Source organism: Saccharospirillum sp. ABV4_185 (assembly GCF_056159245.1).
The window spans coordinates 1-17,131 of sequence record NZ_JBSWUW010000002.1 but is presented as its reverse complement, the minus strand read 5'-3'; the positions used below and the strand labels follow the sequence as shown (position 1 = coordinate 17,131).

15 protein-coding genes are annotated in these 17,131 nt (G+C 54.4%); 8 read left to right on the top strand and 7 right to left on the bottom strand.

Annotated features, from left to right (window positions below; translation table 11 throughout):
* Positions 1-113: 113 nt before the first annotated feature.
* The 3 genes from ACXAE6_RS17215 to ACXAE6_RS17205 form a co-directional block, all read right to left on the bottom strand.
* Positions 114-1,460, bottom strand: a complete 1,347-nt coding sequence (locus ACXAE6_RS17215; protein ID WP_475151863.1) for a hypothetical protein — start codon at positions 1,458-1,460, stop codon at positions 114-116.
* 222 nt (positions 1,461-1,682) lie between these two features.
* On the bottom strand, positions 1,683-1,889 hold the full coding sequence (locus tag ACXAE6_RS17210) for a cold-shock protein (protein ID WP_475152564.1): 207 nt from the start codon (positions 1,887-1,889) through the stop codon (positions 1,683-1,685).
* 226 nt (positions 1,890-2,115) lie between these two features.
* Positions 2,116-3,321 carry a BaiN/RdsA family NAD(P)/FAD-dependent oxidoreductase gene (locus ACXAE6_RS17205; RefSeq protein ID WP_475151861.1) on the bottom strand — a complete coding sequence of 402 codons (1,206 nt, stop codon included), beginning with the start codon at positions 3,319-3,321 and terminating at the stop codon, positions 2,116-2,118.
* Positions 3,322-3,456: 135 nt separating this feature from the next.
* Between ACXAE6_RS17205 and ACXAE6_RS17200 the strand changes: the two genes are divergently transcribed.
* Positions 3,457-4,347 carry a DMT family transporter gene (locus ACXAE6_RS17200; RefSeq protein WP_475151859.1) on the top strand — a complete coding sequence of 297 codons (891 nt, stop codon included), beginning with the start codon at positions 3,457-3,459 and terminating at the stop codon, positions 4,345-4,347.
* Here the strand turns inward: ACXAE6_RS17200 and arfB are convergent.
* A complete protein-coding gene (gene arfB, locus ACXAE6_RS17195; protein WP_475151855.1) occupies positions 4,344-4,757 on the bottom strand; it encodes an alternative ribosome rescue aminoacyl-tRNA hydrolase ArfB in 414 nt (137 codons plus the stop codon). The two genes, ACXAE6_RS17200 and arfB, sit on opposite strands and share 4 nt — an antisense overlap.
* A 170-nt stretch (positions 4,758-4,927) precedes the next feature.
* Between arfB and ACXAE6_RS17190 the strand changes: the two genes are divergently transcribed.
* The 5 genes from ACXAE6_RS17190 to ACXAE6_RS17170 all read left to right on the top strand — a co-directional run bounded on the left by ACXAE6_RS17190 (position 4,928) and on the right by ACXAE6_RS17170 (position 11,392).
* A complete protein-coding gene (locus ACXAE6_RS17190; RefSeq protein ID WP_475151852.1) occupies positions 4,928-5,845 on the top strand; it encodes a helix-turn-helix domain-containing protein in 918 nt (305 codons plus the stop codon).
* 189 nt (positions 5,846-6,034) lie between these two features.
* Positions 6,035-8,176 (top strand): TonB-dependent siderophore receptor, encoded by a 2,142-nt coding sequence (locus tag ACXAE6_RS17185; protein ID WP_475151850.1) that lies wholly within the window; start codon positions 6,035-6,037, stop codon positions 8,174-8,176.
* 251 nt (positions 8,177-8,427) lie between these two features.
* A complete protein-coding gene (locus ACXAE6_RS17180; protein ID WP_392805050.1) occupies positions 8,428-8,856 on the top strand; it encodes a hypothetical protein in 429 nt (142 codons plus the stop codon).
* Positions 8,857-8,996: 140 nt separating this feature from the next.
* Positions 8,997-10,196, top strand: a complete 1,200-nt coding sequence (locus tag ACXAE6_RS17175; protein WP_475151847.1) for a multidrug effflux MFS transporter — start codon at positions 8,997-8,999, stop codon at positions 10,194-10,196.
* Between the two features lie 80 nt (positions 10,197-10,276).
* On the top strand, positions 10,277-11,392 hold the full coding sequence (locus ACXAE6_RS17170; protein ID WP_475151844.1) for an aminotransferase-like domain-containing protein: 1,116 nt from the start codon (positions 10,277-10,279) through the stop codon (positions 11,390-11,392).
* 6 nt (positions 11,393-11,398) lie between these two features.
* Here ACXAE6_RS17170 and ACXAE6_RS17165 read toward each other — a convergent pair whose 3' ends face one another.
* Positions 11,399-12,802: an aminotransferase class V-fold PLP-dependent enzyme gene (locus tag ACXAE6_RS17165; protein ID WP_475151841.1), complete on the bottom strand. Its 1,404-nt coding sequence runs from the start codon at positions 12,800-12,802 to the stop codon at positions 11,399-11,401.
* A gap of 129 nt (positions 12,803-12,931) precedes the next feature.
* On the opposite strand from ACXAE6_RS17165, the gene ACXAE6_RS17160 reads away from it, so the two are divergent.
* Entirely contained in the window at positions 12,932-13,384 is a 453-nt protein-coding gene (locus ACXAE6_RS17160; protein ID WP_475151837.1) for an Lrp/AsnC family transcriptional regulator, read from the top strand.
* Positions 13,385-13,398: 14 nt separating this feature from the next.
* Here ACXAE6_RS17160 and ACXAE6_RS17155 read toward each other — a convergent pair whose 3' ends face one another.
* Positions 13,399-13,839, bottom strand: a complete 441-nt coding sequence (locus tag ACXAE6_RS17155; protein WP_475151834.1) for a hypothetical protein — start codon at positions 13,837-13,839, stop codon at positions 13,399-13,401.
* Between the two features lie 385 nt (positions 13,840-14,224).
* Here ACXAE6_RS17155 and ACXAE6_RS17150 point away from each other — a divergent pair, with 385 nt between their 5' ends.
* Positions 14,225-16,312: a methyl-accepting chemotaxis protein gene (locus ACXAE6_RS17150; RefSeq protein WP_475151830.1), complete on the top strand. Its 2,088-nt coding sequence runs from the start codon at positions 14,225-14,227 to the stop codon at positions 16,310-16,312.
* Here ACXAE6_RS17150 and ACXAE6_RS17145 read toward each other — a convergent pair.
* A complete protein-coding gene (locus ACXAE6_RS17145; RefSeq protein ID WP_475151828.1) occupies positions 16,309-16,929 on the bottom strand; it encodes a flavodoxin family protein in 621 nt (206 codons plus the stop codon). The genes ACXAE6_RS17150 and ACXAE6_RS17145 overlap by 4 nt on opposite strands.
* Between the last annotated feature and the right edge of the window lie 202 nt (positions 16,930-17,131).

Here is a 17,131-nt window from a genome sequence, read left to right as displayed (position 1 = left end):
TTTTTTCGGACTGACAATGAATACCACCTTTCAGCATATCCAGTTCATACAACAAGTTAACGCCCCAGGCGTGGTGGTTATAAATAAACCCAGCCACGCCTGAAGCCGGATACTTACAGATCGATACTGAAAAATCGATTGCAGCCACTGCGCATTTTCAACGCACTGAAATTCAGACCCACACCAAGCGAGCGTGTCGGTACTGAATAGTAGGCCAGATAATCCATTGGCCCGTTATGAAACGACAGACTGATGGGTAACGGCATGGTCAACAAACACACCTTGGTGGTTGCACTGAGGTCGAACGAGTCGCCTTCGAAACCAATTTTACCCACTCGATAGAGACCATCGAGCGCAATCGAGCCTGAATGATTGACCCAACTGACCTCCGCAGTCGCCAGATCAAAATCAGCAAAGCTGCGCGGTTTTTCTTCCCAACTGTTGCCGCCTTCTTCACTGTCCGGTAAATAATATTTGCCGCCCAACGCCAGCTTGAATACGCCAAAATTGTTGTCTTTACTCGGATTCACATTGAGGTTATGGCTGTATTTAAAGGATAGATAATCCGCGCCCTGGCTCAATGAATCAAAGGCGTGATGGTTGCCTTCATCCAACTGTTGATTCAACTCTTCGGCGCTAATGACCGGAGCATCGTTACCTTCTTGTTGCTCCAGCACCTGACCATCGGAACGATGCTCCAGCCCCAGCAATAGATGATTGCGATACAGCCGGTTTTTACCGGACTGACGATCAAATTCCACAAAGAGACCAGGATTGGAAATCCGGTTGATCACCGGACCGGAAGGACGACTGGCCATATAAAAATCAAACTGACCGGTGTAGGCAATAAAGATACGGTCCGGCCACCAATCTTTTTCGATACCCGAATTGGATTCTTTAGTCAGACATTCGAAATAATCACGGCCTGCAAAACCAAAGTCCTTACCGCCGCAACCAAATTCGCGCAACACAAAGCGAAACGAATAATCCACGCGCAAGGCGGCTTCGTCTTTTATCGTCAGGTCATCGCGAAATTTAGCTTCAGCAAAATGCAGCCGGGCGGAATTGACTCGAAAGTCGGCCAGCCGAGACGCCGGCAATGGATCGCACCGACTCCATACTTTGCAGGGAGAGTCTGAGTTGGCGGCCAAAGCATTCCAAGCGTCTTCGTAGCAGTCAGCACTCAACTTGGTTGAGCTTTGCTGCATTTGTTTGAGCAACTCGGTGTCAGCATCGGTGATCAAGATGTTCAATTCTTTGCTTTGATCACTCAATGTTTCTGTCGCCGATGTTTCAGATGCCGATAACTCAGCGGCCGACGGTTGGTTCGGTTGAGTCAGGTCGATGCACTTTAAGCTGGATACAACAGTGCTCTTGGCGTTGTCAGTTTCTTCGGCGTGAAGCGGCGTGGCAACGCCTAAACACAGTAATAACCACAACAGGATGTGATACAGCTTCATTGAATATTCCCTTTTCAATGCGTGAATGTTTTTAATAGGAGTGTTGATCTGCATGGCGCAGACCGATCGCCAACATACAAATAAACGGGCGAAAAAGACAGACCGACGATCCACGCCGATGTGCCTTTGAAGGTTGGTCTCAATAACAACAAAAAAGCCGCTCAATGAGCGGCTTTCTTTTGTGCTGAGCCCCCGACTAATCGAGGGTCATCGACTGTTTAATTAAACAGCAACGATGTTTTCAGCTTGAGGACCTTTCTGGCCCTGAGTGATGGTGAACTCAACTTTTTGGCCTTCAGCCAGGGTTTTGAAGCCTGAGCCTTGGATGGCGCTGAAGTGAGCGAAAACGTCTGGGCCGTTTTCTTGCTCGATGAAGCCGAAGCCTTTAGTTTCGTTGAACCATTTAACGGTGCCGGTAACGGTAGCCATTGTTAGTCTTCCTGTCGTATCAGAATTCATAAATGTCTGCGAGCAGACGGTTGTGCTTTAAGCGGTGCGATCACTCATGAAATCAAGACGAGGTACTAACTACTGGTAAGGACATCGAAATGGTTTGCATTTTACAAGGTCGTACTTTCAAGCGAGGATGACTATAGGACCCCTGAATGTCCTGGTCAACGCTTATTTGTAAATTAACGCCCTTCTTTTGCTTCCCTTACACCACCTGACCGGCGCACCAGCCGCTGGCCCAGGCCCACTGGAAGTTGTAGCCGCCCAGCCAACCGGTCACATCCAACACCTCGCCGATAAAATACAGACCCGAACATTGTTTGGTTTCGAAGGTTTTTGACGACACGGCTTCGGTACTGACACCACCTAAGGTGACTTCGGCGGTGCGGTAGCCTTCAGTGCCTGCCGGTACTTTTTGCCACCGGGTAAAGGCTTCGATCAGGGCGTCTAGGGAAGCGCGATCCAGATCCATCACGCGTCGGTCCGCCAATTTGGCCAGGCGTTTATCGGCCGCCAGCCAACTTTGCACAAAGCGTGCTGGCAGCAATCGACCGAGCAGCGTCTTTAGCTCCGCCTTGGCGCCTTCATCGCGCCATTGCTGTAACTGTTCGGCGAGATCAACCGCAGGTAAAAAATCGATGCTGATGGTTTCGCCTTCACGCCAGTAGCTGGAAATCTGCAGGATGGCCGGGCCACTCAAGCCGCGATGGGTAAAGAGCAGTGCATCGCTAAAGCTCTGTGAACCGCAATGTACGGTAACCGGTACCGACACCCCGGCCAGTTCGCGCGCCACCGTCAACCAGTGATCGCTGAGCGTAAAGGGCACCAGTGCCGCCCGGCGCTGCGTGACTGGTAAACCGAATTGCTGGGCGATGTCGTAGCCATAACCGGTAGCACCCAGAGTCGGAATCGACAGACCGCCGGTGGCAATCACCAGAGACTGACAGTTCACGGCTCCAGCACTGGTGGCTAGTTGAAAACGATCAGGGCCGCTATCCGCTAAGGTTTCAATGGCTTCAACGCTGCATTGAGTACGAATGTCGACACCGGCCTGTTCGCACTCGGCAATTAAAATGTCGAGCAGGTCTTTGGCTTTGTCATCGCAGAAAAACTGCCCTGGGGTTTTTTCGTGATAGGCCAGTCCATAACGGTCGACCAGCGCCAGAAAATCCCAAGGGGTGTAACGACTCAGGGCCGACTTACAGAAGTGCGGATTGGCCGATAAAAAATGCGCCGGGCTGGTATCGAGGTTGGTGAAATTACAGCGACCGCCACCGGACATCAGAATTTTCTTGCCCACTTTTTTGGCGTGTTCGATCACCCGCACCGAGCGACCACGAGCACCGGCGGTGGCGGCGCACATCAAACCAGCGGCGCCGCCGCCAATGATGACTGTGTCGACTTGCTGCATACCCAACCCCCTTCAAGAACGGCGCGCATCATAGCCGATTTGGCTGTTAATGTACGCTGCATCCCAGCGTCCCCAGGCGTTGTTTGCCCGCTGAGCGCGTGCTTGAATGTCGACCCTTTGTGACGGAGATTGATGATGCTAACTCCCGCTGGGACAGGCCGTTGGCAAAGCTCGTTAACGGCATTGGCGCCCTGGCTGTTTCTGCTGCTGTGGTCTGCTGGTTTCCCCATTGCCAAGGTTGCCTTGGCCGATGCGTCTCCTCTGGTGGTGCTGTCGCTGCGTTATGCCTTCAGTCTGCTGATTCTGTTTGTGTTGTGGATCGTCATTCGTCCGCCCTTGCCCACCAGCGCGGCGGCCTGGCGCCATCTGGCGGTGGTCGGTTTTCTGGTGCAGGTACTCTACTTCGGTTTGATCTATGTCTCGATGAGCCTGGGCATGTCGGCCGGGGTTTCGGCGTTAATTGTGTCATTGCAGCCGCTGGTGATTGGTTTGGCATCACCCTGGTTTCTCGGGGAGAGCGTCAGTCGGCGTCAGTGGCTGGGTTTATTGCTGGGTTTTGGCGGCACGATTCTGGTTGTATCGGCGCAGACCGGCACGACGTCTTTATCCTGGCTGGAACTGGTGCTGGCGATCGGCTCGTTGCTCGGTATTTCCGGCGGCATGTTGTATGAACGCCGCTTTGGCACGCCGCAGCATATTGTTACCGCCAACCTGGTGCAGTACAGCGTTGGATTGGTGGTCTGCGCGCCGCTGCTGCTGTTTGAAAACAGTCATTTAACGGTGACCGCCTCATTCAGTTGGGCGCTGGCTTATCTGGTGATCGGTAATTCGCTGATTGCGGTAACCCTGCTACTGGCGCTGAGCCGGGTTGGGCGTTCTGCCAAGGTGGCATCGCTGTTCTTTCTGGTGCCACCGGGCGCGGCTTTGTTGTCGTTCCTGATTCTGGGTGAACGCATCGCCTTGCTGGCTTGGCCTGGCATGTTGGTGGCTGTGGCCGGTGTCGCTCTGGCCAGCCGTAAAGGCTAGGGTTCGACCCTGCCGCGCAATGCCTTGGTGCGGCCGTCTTTGGTCTTGCGATCCATGCGTTTGTTCTGTGATGAGCGCGACGGCTTGGTCGGCTTGCGTTTTTTCACGCTATAGCCGGCCTCCTGAATCAACGCCTGCAAACGCGCCAACGCATCGGCGCGGTTCTGTTCCTGAGTGCGATATTGCTGCGCCTTGATCACCACCACACCCTCTTTGGTGATGCGCTGATCGTTACGTCGTAACAGCCGCTCTTTATAGAACGGCGGCAGGCTGGAGCGCTGAATATCGAAACGCAGATGAATGGCAGACGACACCTTATTGACGTTCTGCCCACCGGCGCCTTGCGACCGTATCGCCTGCAATTCGATTTCCCAGTCGCCCAGGGTAACGCTGTTGGATATCTGTAACATGCTGCTGTCGGCCAGTGGCCGGGTAAGATTTCGGCGCTATCTAAGCATTGGAGACCGGGCAGGTAAAGGCTGGCCGCCAGCCTATTGCATTGGCCTTAAACGAGAATAATTGTCATTTATAGAAACCCTGGTTATTCTCCTTTCACCTCAGTCACCATTTCATCCGCCTGATGTCTACCGGCCACCAACCCATCGATCGCATTGAATCGGTTCTCGATTACATCCACAACCATCTGGAAATGCCCCTGTCTGTGGAAGTATTAGCGCACCGTTTTAATTGGTCACGTTGGCAATTACAGCGCGTTTTCTTCGCTCAGACCGGTCAATCGGTCGCTCACTACGTGAGGACCTTGCGGTTAAGCCGGGCTGCTGAAGCACTGATCACAACCAAGCATCGCCAACTGGATATTGCTCTGGCCTGCGGTTTTGAATCGGAAATCAGTTTCTGCCGGGCATTTAAGCAGCAGTTTGGCTGTACCGCTGGCGACTACCGGCGCCGTGGTCAACGCAATGGTCTGAAAACGCCCATTCGACGCGGCGCCGGCCCCTTGCCTCCGGAAGAACTCAATCCCCGCTTATTGCAGATTCGTGTCGAGACGCGAGCGGCTTTCGACATTGTTGGTGTAAGCGGCCAAATCAGTGGCTTGTTTTCACCCAAACCAAACTTTGCGACCGAAGTGCCACTGCTATGGCGCAACTTTTTAGCCGCCGCGCGGCTGGAACCCAGTCACTCACGACTGGGGGTTCTTGAGGTCAGCCGTTCACCCGACAACGGTCAAAGTTTCCCCTACTGGGCCGCCGTCGAAGCTGACGACCAACTCAACCTTGAAGGCTTGCAACGCTTGCGAGTGCCCGCTCAGCAATACGCCGTGGTGCCCTTCCAGGGCCCCATTGAGGCATTGGAGAAAACACTCAGCTGGTTTATCCGTTATTGGCTACCCGGCTCCGGTTACCAGGGTCGTTACGGTTACGACCTGGAGGTTTATCACGCCGGTTTTAACTTCGATAACAACCTGGTTGTAATGGAGTACTGGGTGCCCATTCAACCTGAATTCAACTGGTCCAGCCCCGTCTCGCTCAGCCTTTAATCCCTCAAATGCACCATTTTGTTAAGTCGCCTGCCCGGGCAAAAAATAGAATACGAATCGTTCTTATTTGATTTTGCAAACAGGACAGCAACCGGCTAATCGATGACCTGCCGACACCCCGCCGCCCGAACCACATTCGACATGCCCGATCTGTTGCGGGCGATTGAACGGCTACCCAAGAGGATCACCATGACTGCTAAATACTGGCTCGGCTATCCGGTCGGCGCCCTGGCGCTGGCAAGCGCCATTAGCCTGCCTTCACAAGCGGAAGAAACTACCACCGAAGACGACACGCTCAACACCGTCACCATCTTCGGTGAAAGCTACCGCAGCACCGGCACCAAATCGGAACTGCAACCGATGGAAGCACCCATGAGTTTTGAGCGGGTGGATGCGGAAGATCTGGAACAGCAGCAAGTGAATAGCGTCGACGATTCGTTGCGCTATACCTCAGGCACCTCACCCGAAAACCGTGGCGGCGCTATCACCATTTTTGATCAATACACCCTGCGTGGGTTCAGCACTTACAACAATTACTACAATGGCTTGCCGTTGCAGTACAACACGACCGGCAACCTGGCACCTCAGGTTGATATGTTTGCGACCGAAGGCATCGAAATTCTCAAAGGCCCGGCTTCGGTTTTATACGGTGCTTCATCACCAGGCGGCATGGTCAATCAGCTGGCCAAACAGCCGCAATTCGAGCGTGAAACTGAAATTCAGTTGACCACTGGCAGTAACCAATTGTTTGAAGCTGGCGTGGATACAACGGGTCATGCGACCGATTCGCTGGACTATCGACTGATCGCCCTGGGCAGGACCCGCGATGGTCAACAGGAAGGCACCGAAGAAGAGCGTTGGGTTATTGCGCCTTCTGCCACCTGGTATATCGGTGACAATACATCGCTGAACCTGAACGCTTATTATCAGGATGATCCCAAGGCCGTTCCCTCTACGCCATTACCCGGTGAAGGCAGCCTTACGCCAGCGTCTTACGGCTTTTTAGAGCCCGATGTTTTTGTTGGCGATATTAATTGGGCCAACGTCGATAAGACCGTCACCTTACTCGGCTACAAGCTCAATCACGATTTCAGTAATCGGCTGACATTTTTGCAGAACTTTCGCTATACCAAGGCGGAACTGGAACAACGAAACAGCTACTTCACGACGCTGACTGATACCGACTTAAATCGCAATTTCTATTTCACCGATGAAGCACAGGACAGTTTTGTTATCGATAATCAACTGTCATACGACTTTAACACCGGCCCGGTAAGCCACGGTTTATTGGCCGGTTTGGAATACCATCAGCTGGCATTAGATTGGGAATACGGTGACACCTACTACACCTCCAATAACACCCTGGATTTAGCCAACATCGACAACGACCAGGTCGACCCGGCCAGCTTCAATTTCGATGGTTATGCTCAAACAATTGACGTTAAAGAACAGCAATTGGGTATCTATTTACAGGATGAATTAACCCTGGAAAACACCACGGTTGTCGCTGGCATTCGCTACGACCAATATGATGCGACCGCCGACATAGAAACCAACAGCATTACCGTTCCCACCAGTAACGGCACCAGCAAAACAGAAGTCGACCAGGATAATTTCAGTCTGCGCCTGGCTGCCATTCATCACTTTGATAACGGCGTTTCTCCTTACGCCAGTTACTCAGAATCTTTCGAACCTTTAGCGGGCAACGACTACCAGGGCAATCCGTTGGAACCGGAAACGGCCAACCAGTATGAGGCCGGTGTTAAATTGGGTCGGGATAGCGATTTCGAGTTCACAGCAGCAGCTTTTTGGATCACCAAGAAAAACGTCGAAAGCACAGACCCTAGTCTGCCCACGGGGGCAAATACTAAGCAGACCGGTGAAGTACAATCCCGCGGTATTGAACTGGGAGCCCGCATCAGGCCCATTGAACGCCTTAACCTAATGGCCAACCTGACTGTTATGGACGCAGAAATTACAGAAAACGAAGGTGTTAATGAAGGCAATACTCCGCACCTGGTCGCAGAACAAACGGCAAATATCTGGGCTAACTTTGCGGTAAGTCAGGCGTTTTCTGTTAGCGGTGGCATTCGCTACGTAGGTGAAATGCAATCAGGCAACGACAACGCTGACCAGGTTCCTTCATACACGCTTGTCGATGCAGCCACACGCTATGACTTCAGCGAACACTACAGTCTCAGTGCTTCTGTCAGTAACGTGCTGAATGAAGACTATCTGAGTTGTGGCTGGAGTGAGTACGGTTCTCCTTATCCCAGCTGCTGGTACGGCTCACCACGCACCATGGAGCTGACCGTTACCGCTCGCTTCTAACTCCAGTCATTTGGGGCTGGCTTTATGTCAGCCCCATGTCACTGCTTTTGTCTATCCCATCACAACGCAACATAAACACACAGTACCCAGCGTTCCCCGGTCTACACTTCAACTTCGAGTCCCAATCAGTCTTCGGGGCTATCTTCATCAGAGATCGCGTGGTAGTTGTAGTCCCCAGGACGAACGCATTGATTGCTGAATGCTCACCGTTCTGGAGCCACTGAATTCACGTTGTATCAGAGGAGCCAAGCATGTTCGACCATCGCACTTGGCAACGTTTTAGACTCGCCTCCAGCCTTTTTGCGTTACTTTGGCTGGCTCTGGGCGCCCTGGCACTGACCACCGCAGAACTGGCCAATACCGCCCGTGCCGCCACTGAGGCCTGGCAAATGCTGGTCCGCCCGAGTGCACTCATTATCGGCGTTGCCGGCATTGCACTGGGTCTGTGGGGCGCACGCCTGGTATTGCTGACCCGCACCGGCGGTTGCCTGCTGATGCTGGCCGGTTTGCTACTGCTGTTAATGCCGGTTCAGATTGCCGCCCTGTTCTTCGTTTTCTCTGCCACCAGCGGACTGACCGCTGCCATCCTGGCGCTGTGCATCAGCCTGGAATGGCCGGGCCTGGCCAGTTGGTTATCAACGCTGGTAACGGTGCGCTGGGGCCACTCCCGACCATCCTGACAGCTGGACACAGGGTTCCAGTCGACGGGTGGTTGATGTGACTTTCCACATCGGCTCGTTGTGCCTTCTTTGCTAAACTACGCCGCCTGACTTTCCGGCGCGTCACTCCCGATGCGCCGCTGCAATCACAGTGGTTCTTCATGAAAACAACGCTCCAGTTCGCCGTCCTGATGGCGGCTACCATGGCGATGGGTCCTTTCGCCATTGACGTCTACCTGCCCGCCTTTCCGGTTATCGCGGCCGACCTCGGTGTCGCTGAATCGCAAGTTGCGCTCACCCTCAGTCTGTTTATTTTCGGCCTGGCCTTTGGTCAGATCATCGGCGGTCCGTTATCGGATCGTTATGGCCGTGCGCCAGTACTGTTAACCGGCCTGGCCATCTACGCCACCACTGCTTTGATGGTCGCTGCCAGCAATAACCTGACCTGGATGATCACCTGGCGCGTCATTATGGCGTTCGGTTCTGGCTGGATCATGGTCAGTGTGCCGGCGCTGGTACGCGACAATGCTCATGGCAAGGAAGCGGCGCGACTGTTTTCGCTGGTGGCGCTGATCATGTTTATCGCTCCGGCGCTGGCACCCACACTCGGTTCTTTGCTGTTATGGGTTGGCGACTGGTCACTGATTTTCTGGTTTATCGCTGCCTACTGTTTGCTGGTTGCCGGCTTGCTGTGGTTCAAACTGCTGCGTCATCTGCCCAAGCGTGAGGTTAAACACGAGCCGGTGGGCAAGTTGCTGACCAACTATGCGCAGGTGCTGATGCACCCTATCGCCTGGCGCCATATCGTCATTCAAGCGCTGGGTTTCAGCGTGCTGATGCTGTTCGTCACTCACGCTTCTTTTATGTATCAAGGCTGGTTTGGTCTGAACAACGCTCAGTTCTCGGCAGCCTTCGCCACCGGTGTTGGTCTGATGGGCGTGATGGGCATCATCAATCGCCGTCTATTGCTGACCTACACCCCGGTACAGTTGCTGAAAATTGCCGTCAGTCTGCAATTGGTCGCGCTGGTATTGATGAATATTTTCCTGGCCTTTAACAGCAGCAGCCTGTGGTCCTTCCTGCCGATGATGGTCATTGTCGGTGGCACCGTTGGCGCCATCGCCCCGAATAACCAGGCGGCTTATCTGGAATATTTCAGTCAGCTCAGCGGCACCGCCAGTGCCTTGATCGGCGCTTTGCAGTTTGTTGTCTCCGGCACCGTGACCACCCTGTCTACCTTGCTGGTCGACGGCTCGATCACCCGCATCACCCTGGCCATGTTGCTGATTTGTGTGCCCACCTGTCTGGCCACCTTGAGCCTGCCGCGCGCGCAGCCTTTACCGGAAGTGCCCGCACGCTAAACGTTTCCTGAAGCCGGCGGGTTTGAAGCCCGCTGCGCTTTTGCCCAGACTGGCAGCATTCCTTGCTCGCTGGAGAAACAATGAGTGCTCTGCCTGTCACCCAACTGATCGCCCCCTCTGATCGTCTCGATCTCGGTATCGGCCAGCCCGATCCGGCGTTTCTGCCCATTGCCTTATTCGAGCAACTGCGCCCCGATCCACTATCGCTTGCCTATGGCGCACCGGCTGGCGACGGTCGCTTTCGCACCGCCCTGGCAACCTGGTTGACAGAGCACTACCCGGTTACTGTCGCCGCCGACAATCTGTTGATTACCAACGGCTCGACCAATGCGCTGGATCGCATCTGCGCCAGCTTTGCCCGACCCGGCGATACCGTTCTGGTCGATGACCCAACCTACTTTATCGCGCGCAGCCTGCTGGCCGATCATGAACTGACCTTAGTGCCCATCCCGCGCGATGACGACGGCCCGGACCCAGAGGCGCTGAGCGCGCTGATAAATCAACACAAGCCGGCTTTTTGTTACTGCATCCCGACGTTTCACAATCCCACTGGCCACACAGTGTCGACTGAACGGCGTCAACAGCTGGTGGCTGTCGCCCGCCAGACCGGTTGCCCGCTGGTGGCGGACGAGGTGTATCAACTGCTGCATTTTGATACGCCACCGCCGCCACCCCTGGCGAGTTTCGATGCCCGGGCGCCGGTCATTTCCATCGGCAGTTTTTCCAAGATACTGGCGCCTGGATTACGCTTGGGCTGGATTCAGACCAACCCAGATTTACTCGACAAATTGACGCAGTCGGCTGTGTTCAACAGTGGCGGCGGCCTTAACCCCTTTACCTCGGCACTGGTGCAACCACTGCTGGAGGATGGTCGCCTGAACACCCATCTGTTGCAGTTGCGTCAACAATTAACCCGCCGCTGCCAGGCTCTGGTCACAGCGCTGCATCAGGAAATGGGCGAGGCGATTCGCTTTACCGCGCCCCAAGGCGGTTATTTTATCTGGGCGAAATTAAACCAGCCGATCAACAGTGAAACACTGCTGCCTGATGCCATTGCCGCCGGCGCTGGCTTTTTGCCCGGCGCTCGTTTTTCAGCCGAAGCCGACAACCATTCGGCGCTGCGACTCTGTTTCGCTTACTACCCTGAAGAGCAACTGGTCGAGGCAGTGCGGCGACTGGCCAGCGTCATTCGCTAACCGCCGCTAAAACCAGGGTGACCAGAGTCGATCCAGCTCTGCGCTGGCCGGCCCGGCACTTTGCTCCGGGTTGGCCGCCAGCTCAGCCAAAGCCGCCAATACTCTATCCAGTTCGGCAGGGGTGTTCATCGGATGGAAACTCAGCCGTACCCAACCGGGACGGGCGTCCATATCACCCTGCTCCAGACGCTCGCTGAAAGCGCGGCTGGCCGCGCGGTCGATACCCAGCAGATGATGACCATAGGTGCCTGCGCAGCTGCAACCGCCGCGCGCTTCAATGCCATAGTCGTGACTGAGCCGGCGTACCGCCTGCGAATAGTGCACACCGTCGATCAATACCGAGAACACCGACAAGCGCTGGCGATGTTGATCGGCCAACAGCTGCACACCCTCAAGCCGATCGAGCCCGGCGAGAAAATAAGCGTTCAACTGCGCTTCGCGTTCGGCCATGGCAGCCACACCGATCTCGGCTTTTAACTGCATCGCCAACCCCGCTTTCAAACCCTGCAAAATACCCGGCGTACCACCGCTTTCGCGGCGTTCGATGTCGCGGATAAAACGATGCTCACCCCAGGGATTGGTCCACACCACGGTGCCGCCACCGGCCATATCCGGAACGCGGTTGGCGTAGAGTGCGCGGTTAAACACCAGCACGCCGCTGGAACCCGGGCCACCGAGAAATTTATGCGGCGAGAAAAACACCGCATCCAGAGGTTCGTCATCGACCGGGTGCATATCGATGTCGACATAGGGCGCGGCGCAAGCGAAATCGACCCAGCAATAACCGCCATGCTGATGCATCAGTCGAGCAATCTGTCGATACGGAGAAGCAATGCCGGTCACGTTGCTGGCGGCTGTCACTGATGCGTAACGCGGACGCGAATCCGGCAGATCCGCCAAATCGTTAGCCAGCCAATCGAGTGATACGCCACCATCGGCATCCGCAGGAATAACCCGCACTTCGGCCAGGCTTTCCAGCCAGAGTGTCTGGTTGGAGTGATGCTCCATATGGGTGACGTAGATCAGCGGACGCCGTTCCTGCGGCAGATTTAATGCTGCGCGATGCCGTTCATGCACCCACAGACCGAGCAGACGGCTGAGCTTGGCCGCAGCACCCGTCATGCCATCGCCACAAAACAGTACGACATCGTCCTCGGCCGCGCCCAAACCGCGACGAATCTGTTCACGCGCCTGCTCCAACGCCGCCGTCATGCTGCGACCACTGAGGCTTGCCTCACTGTGGGTATTGGCCATCCAGGGCGCAGCCACATCAATCAGCCGCTGCTCCAAGGGCCGATACAGCCGACCGCTGGCCGTCCAGTCAGCATAGAGACGGTTATCGGGCAGGTTGATGGTGTTATCGCGCAGTGTCTGCCAACGGTCAGTGCGGGGGTTAAGGGCAAGCGTCATGGCCGGTTCCGTTAATAAGGTGGGTGAACCAGTATCGCTCGCTGCTGGCCAATAAATTTGCCAAATTTTTCAGCCGACCGCTGATAATTAGTGTATATTTTCTACAAATTATAGTTTTTATGGTTTTTTATGCCCGACAGCACCGACTTAGCCATACTGCGTTTGCTGCAACAGGACGCAACGCTTTCAGTTCAAGCCATTGCCGAGCGCATCCACCTCACCACCAGCCCTTGCTGGCGCCGTATTCAGGCACTGGAAGCCGGTGGCTATATTCGCCGCCGGGTGGCGCTGTTGAACCGCCAGCCGCTGGCGCTGGGGGTGGATGTCTTTGTATTTATCCGCACCAACGAACACAACGATGCCTGGCTGGACGACTTCACCGAGACGGTGATCGCCCTGCCAGAAATCGTCGAGGCTTATCGGATGAGTGGTGAAGTGGATTATTTGCTGCGTGTCGTCGTCGGCGATATTTCCGACTACGACCGTTTTTATAAACGCCTGGTCAGTCGTATCAAATTAGCCGACGTCAGCTCCAGTTTTGCCATGGAGCAACTCAAATACACCACCGAGTTGCCCATCTGATTCAATAGCAAGCGCTACTCGGTATGGCCGCGTGTCAACGCCAGAAATCCGCCCAGCGATACCAGTAACACACCCGAACCAAACAAAATGGCAACCGGATAATAAAGATTACCGGCCAAATCCAGCTGGCTGTATTTGATGATCATAATCAGCGCTTCCAACACCAACGCAATACAAACAGTGCCAACAAAACGGGTAATGGTGCGGCGAATATTGATGTAGACATTTTCGCTGCTGTCTTCACTGCTGTATTCCTTGCTGATCCCCGCTCCCAGTTCAAACATCGCCAGAGCAATCACCAGCGTATTAATGGCGCGCACCACGGTGGAAATCATTTCACCGGTATCGAATATATCGGAGACCAGATTAAACAAACTCGACAGCGCCATTATCAACGCCAGCGCAAAAAAGATATTGGAGAATAAGCCCGCCATCAGACGTTTGTATAAACGCATCCCGCTTTCACGGCGCAGTCTGGGTGACGCTGGATAAGAGGTTTCGGTTGTTATATCGGTGACGGACGGTTGGGTGTGTTCAGGTGCAGCGTTTGAGAAATCAGCATCGCTACCTGAGCTCGTTACTTCGGTCATTGCAGTGGGTCCATGTGAATGCGGCTCCGATTCTAGTGAGCCTGTGGCGTGCCGCTATCAAGTTTCTGTAAAGGATTTACCGGCTTTCTCAAAGCGTGAACCTGGACACAGGGCTAGGCAATTCAATAACCGGTGTCGCATCTGTCCCCTCTTTGCCTTGCGTTATTCCCAGTCCTTCTATACTGAAAATCAGCAAAAAAATGCCGGATGGCAATTTCACTGTGGAGGCCTGCCCTGCAGGGACCGATCTATGTTTGAAAACCTCAAGACTCGTACGCGGCTGAATGTTGGTTTTGGTATTTTGACGGCTGGTTTAATTCTGGTTGTTGCACTGAGTACCTTCATCATCTGGCGCTTTAATGATCAGGTCAGTCGCATCTCCAACGAACACGCTCCTGCCCAGGGTTTTCTGCTCAATGCTGACCGCGATTTACAACAGGCGCTGGTGGCCGAACGCAGCCTGCTGGTACTTGAACCTGACAGCGAAGCCTTCGCAGAACAGCGTCAGTCGCACCAGGAAAACATTCAACAGGCGCACGATCGGGTTCTGCGCTACGCCAGTTTGGTTAACAACACCACATCCAACCAATTGGTTGAACAGTATCTTGATCTGGAGACCCAGTGGCAGCAAAGCACAATGACATTGGTCAGTGCTTTGCAATCACCGACATCGCCACTGGTCCGTTCACGCTTGATTGATCGCAGCCTCAGCGAGGTCGACGAACAGTTCAATACCATGCGCAATGTCATTGATGAAATCGGCAACGAATTAACTCTGTTGCTGCAGCGCGAAACGGCTCATGCCGAATCCAGCTATCGGTTGTCGCTGGCCGTGTTACTGGTGATCAGTCTGATCATGGTCATCATTGCGCTCATTTTATCGGTGCGTATCAGCCGCGGAATTCTGTCCGAGCTGGGTGGTGAACCCAAAGCCGCCGCAGAAATTTCCCGGCAGATTGCCAATGGCAATCTGGACATTCCCATCGAGGTAAAAGACGGCGACGACAACAGTATCCTCGCGGCGTTGCAGGTAGTCCGCAGTCGCATCAATAATTTAATCGCTGAAATGAATCGCATGTCGAACGCCCATGCCAAGGGTGAAATCGACGTGGTGATCGATGCCAAACAATTCGGTGGCGCTTATCGCACCATGGCCGAAGGTTTAAACCAGATGGTGCAAGGTCACATCATTGATCAGCGCACCGCGCTCGATTGCATTGAAGCTTTTGGCGCTGGCGAAATGGATGCACCTCTGGCGCCTTTCCCGGGCAAGAAAATCTTTATCAACACCACCATCGAAAAGGTGCGCAGCAATATCAAAGCGCTGATTGATGACACCAATAAACTGGTCGAGGCCGCTGTCGAAGGTGAACTGAATGTGCGCGCCGACGAAGCCGTTCATCAAGGTGATTTCCGGCGCATCGTCGCCGGCCTGAACAGCGTCATGAATGCCTTTGCCGAACCCATCGATGAAATCACCATCATGATGCAGGCCCTGGAACAGGGCGACCTGACGCAGACGCTGCAAGGTACTGCTTACCGGGGCCGGCTTAAGGATCTGCAAAACTCAATCAATGCCACCCTGGCGCAGTTAAATGAAACCATTCAGGAAGTCTTGCAGTCCGCCGCCAAACTGGGAACAGCAGCTTCGAGCCTGAATAGCACGTCGCGGCGCTTAAGTCAGTCAACCTTGGACCAGGCAGCGAATGTCGAAGAAACAACGGCGTCCATCGAAGAGATGTCCGGGTCCATCGATAAGAACGCCAAGAATGCGCAAACCACCGAAAGCATTGCTCAGCAATTAACGGTGGAAGCGGAAAAAGGCAGCGCCGCCGTTGATCGAACCATTACCGCGATGAAAAAAATTGCCGAGAAAATCAGCATCATCGACAACATTGCTTACCAGACTAATCTATTAGCCTTAAACGCCACTGTTGAAGCCACCAAAGCGGGCAATCACGGTCGTGGTTTTGCGGTTGTTGCTGCAGAGGTGCGACGCCTGGCCGAGCAAAGCCAGGGTGCTTCACAGGAAATTGGTCAGGCCGCTAAGCACAGTGTTGAATTGTCGGAAACCGCCGGGCAATTATTTGCCGATATCGTACCGACGATTCAGCAAACCTTTGAATTGGTACGTGAGGTGTCGGTGGCTTCCGGCGAGCAATCGAGCGCTACCCGGCAGATTAATTCGGCCATGGAGCAGATGAGTTCCATCACTCAATCCAATGCCGATGCCGCCGAAAATCTGACCAGTTCAGCGGGTGAGTTGAGTGAACAGGCCGAACACCTGCATTCGGTTATGGCGTTCTTCCGCACCCGGCAGGCCTTGCCGTCGCACTAGGAAATGACCAGAGCTGAGCGTCCGTCGTCTGCTGGCCGTGCACTTTTTTGCAATGGCTGAAGGCGATGGGCAAACCTTGCCAATCGTTGTCCCAGATAATAAGCCGTGGCCACATCATCGTGATGCAGGCGACCATTTTCCGATCTCGCTACCACACCTTGCTGGGAACCCAACCGATTTAACCCAGCCGCATTGTATTGACTGGCCATATCCAGATTGACCCAGACCAGACCCAACTGGCTGGCCAGAATATTGAAGTAACCAAGCGTTGCTGACTGATCGCCATTTTCACTGCCACCGACGGTAAAACCTGCGGCCGCCTTACCCGACCACAGTTGATCGGTATAGCGCGGTCCGGAAGTGGCGTCGGCAAAGGCTTTAAACTGCGCGGCCGGCCCACCCATGTAAGTCGGTGACCCAAAAGCGATGGCATCGACCTGATCCAACTGCTCCAACAAGGCTGAATTTTGATAGCGCCCCTCAAAGATATGACGACCTTCAATGGGCAACAAAACGGCTTTGCTATCGGCCAAAGCGTCCACGCCTTCGGCCAACGCCTTTGCTAATTGCTGCAGCGTTTTTCCAGCCGAAAAATAGACGATACCAACGCGAGTCATTGGGTGATCCTCGTGGGAAGTTGTGGGAGACATTCGGGGTTGGAGTACTCGGGTGACGCTTGGATGCTTTAGGAGCAGGGAGACGCTTGGCTGCTGCGCACCCGGGAAACGGGAGATGGGAGACGCTTCAAGATAAGATCAAAACCGTCGCTCCTATCTTGCGTCTCCCGTCCGGGCGGCGCTCCGCTCCCGTTCAGCGTCC

What these genes read in the sequence shown, in the direction of transcription:
- ACXAE6_RS17215 (WP_475151863.1), bottom strand. Translation starts at nt 1,460, where the DNA reads ATGAAGCTGTATCACATCCTGTTGTGGTTATTACTGTGTTTAGGCGTT.
- ACXAE6_RS17210 (WP_475152564.1), bottom strand. Translation starts at nt 1,889, where the DNA reads ATGGCTACCGTTACCGGCACCGTTAAATGGTTCAACGAAACTAAAGGC.
- ACXAE6_RS17205 (WP_475151861.1), bottom strand. Translation starts at nt 3,321, where the DNA reads ATGCAGCAAGTCGACACAGTCATCATTGGCGGCGGCGCCGCTGGTTTG.
- ACXAE6_RS17200 (WP_475151859.1), top strand. Translation starts at nt 3,457, where the DNA reads ATGCTAACTCCCGCTGGGACAGGCCGTTGGCAAAGCTCGTTAACGGCA.
- arfB (WP_475151855.1), bottom strand. Translation starts at nt 4,757, where the DNA reads ATGTTACAGATATCCAACAGCGTTACCCTGGGCGACTGGGAAATCGAA.
- ACXAE6_RS17190 (WP_475151852.1), top strand. Translation starts at nt 4,928, where the DNA reads ATGTCTACCGGCCACCAACCCATCGATCGCATTGAATCGGTTCTCGAT.
- ACXAE6_RS17185 (WP_475151850.1), top strand. Translation starts at nt 6,035, where the DNA reads ATGACTGCTAAATACTGGCTCGGCTATCCGGTCGGCGCCCTGGCGCTG.
- ACXAE6_RS17180 (WP_392805050.1), top strand. Translation starts at nt 8,428, where the DNA reads ATGTTCGACCATCGCACTTGGCAACGTTTTAGACTCGCCTCCAGCCTT.
- ACXAE6_RS17175 (WP_475151847.1), top strand. Translation starts at nt 8,997, where the DNA reads ATGAAAACAACGCTCCAGTTCGCCGTCCTGATGGCGGCTACCATGGCG.
- ACXAE6_RS17170 (WP_475151844.1), top strand. Translation starts at nt 10,277, where the DNA reads ATGAGTGCTCTGCCTGTCACCCAACTGATCGCCCCCTCTGATCGTCTC.
- ACXAE6_RS17165 (WP_475151841.1), bottom strand. Translation starts at nt 12,802, where the DNA reads ATGACGCTTGCCCTTAACCCCCGCACTGACCGTTGGCAGACACTGCGC.
- ACXAE6_RS17160 (WP_475151837.1), top strand. Translation starts at nt 12,932, where the DNA reads ATGCCCGACAGCACCGACTTAGCCATACTGCGTTTGCTGCAACAGGAC.
- ACXAE6_RS17155 (WP_475151834.1), bottom strand. Translation starts at nt 13,839, where the DNA reads ATGCGTTTATACAAACGTCTGATGGCGGGCTTATTCTCCAATATCTTT.
- ACXAE6_RS17150 (WP_475151830.1), top strand. Translation starts at nt 14,225, where the DNA reads ATGTTTGAAAACCTCAAGACTCGTACGCGGCTGAATGTTGGTTTTGGT.
- ACXAE6_RS17145 (WP_475151828.1), bottom strand. Translation starts at nt 16,929, where the DNA reads ATGACTCGCGTTGGTATCGTCTATTTTTCGGCTGGAAAAACGCTGCAG.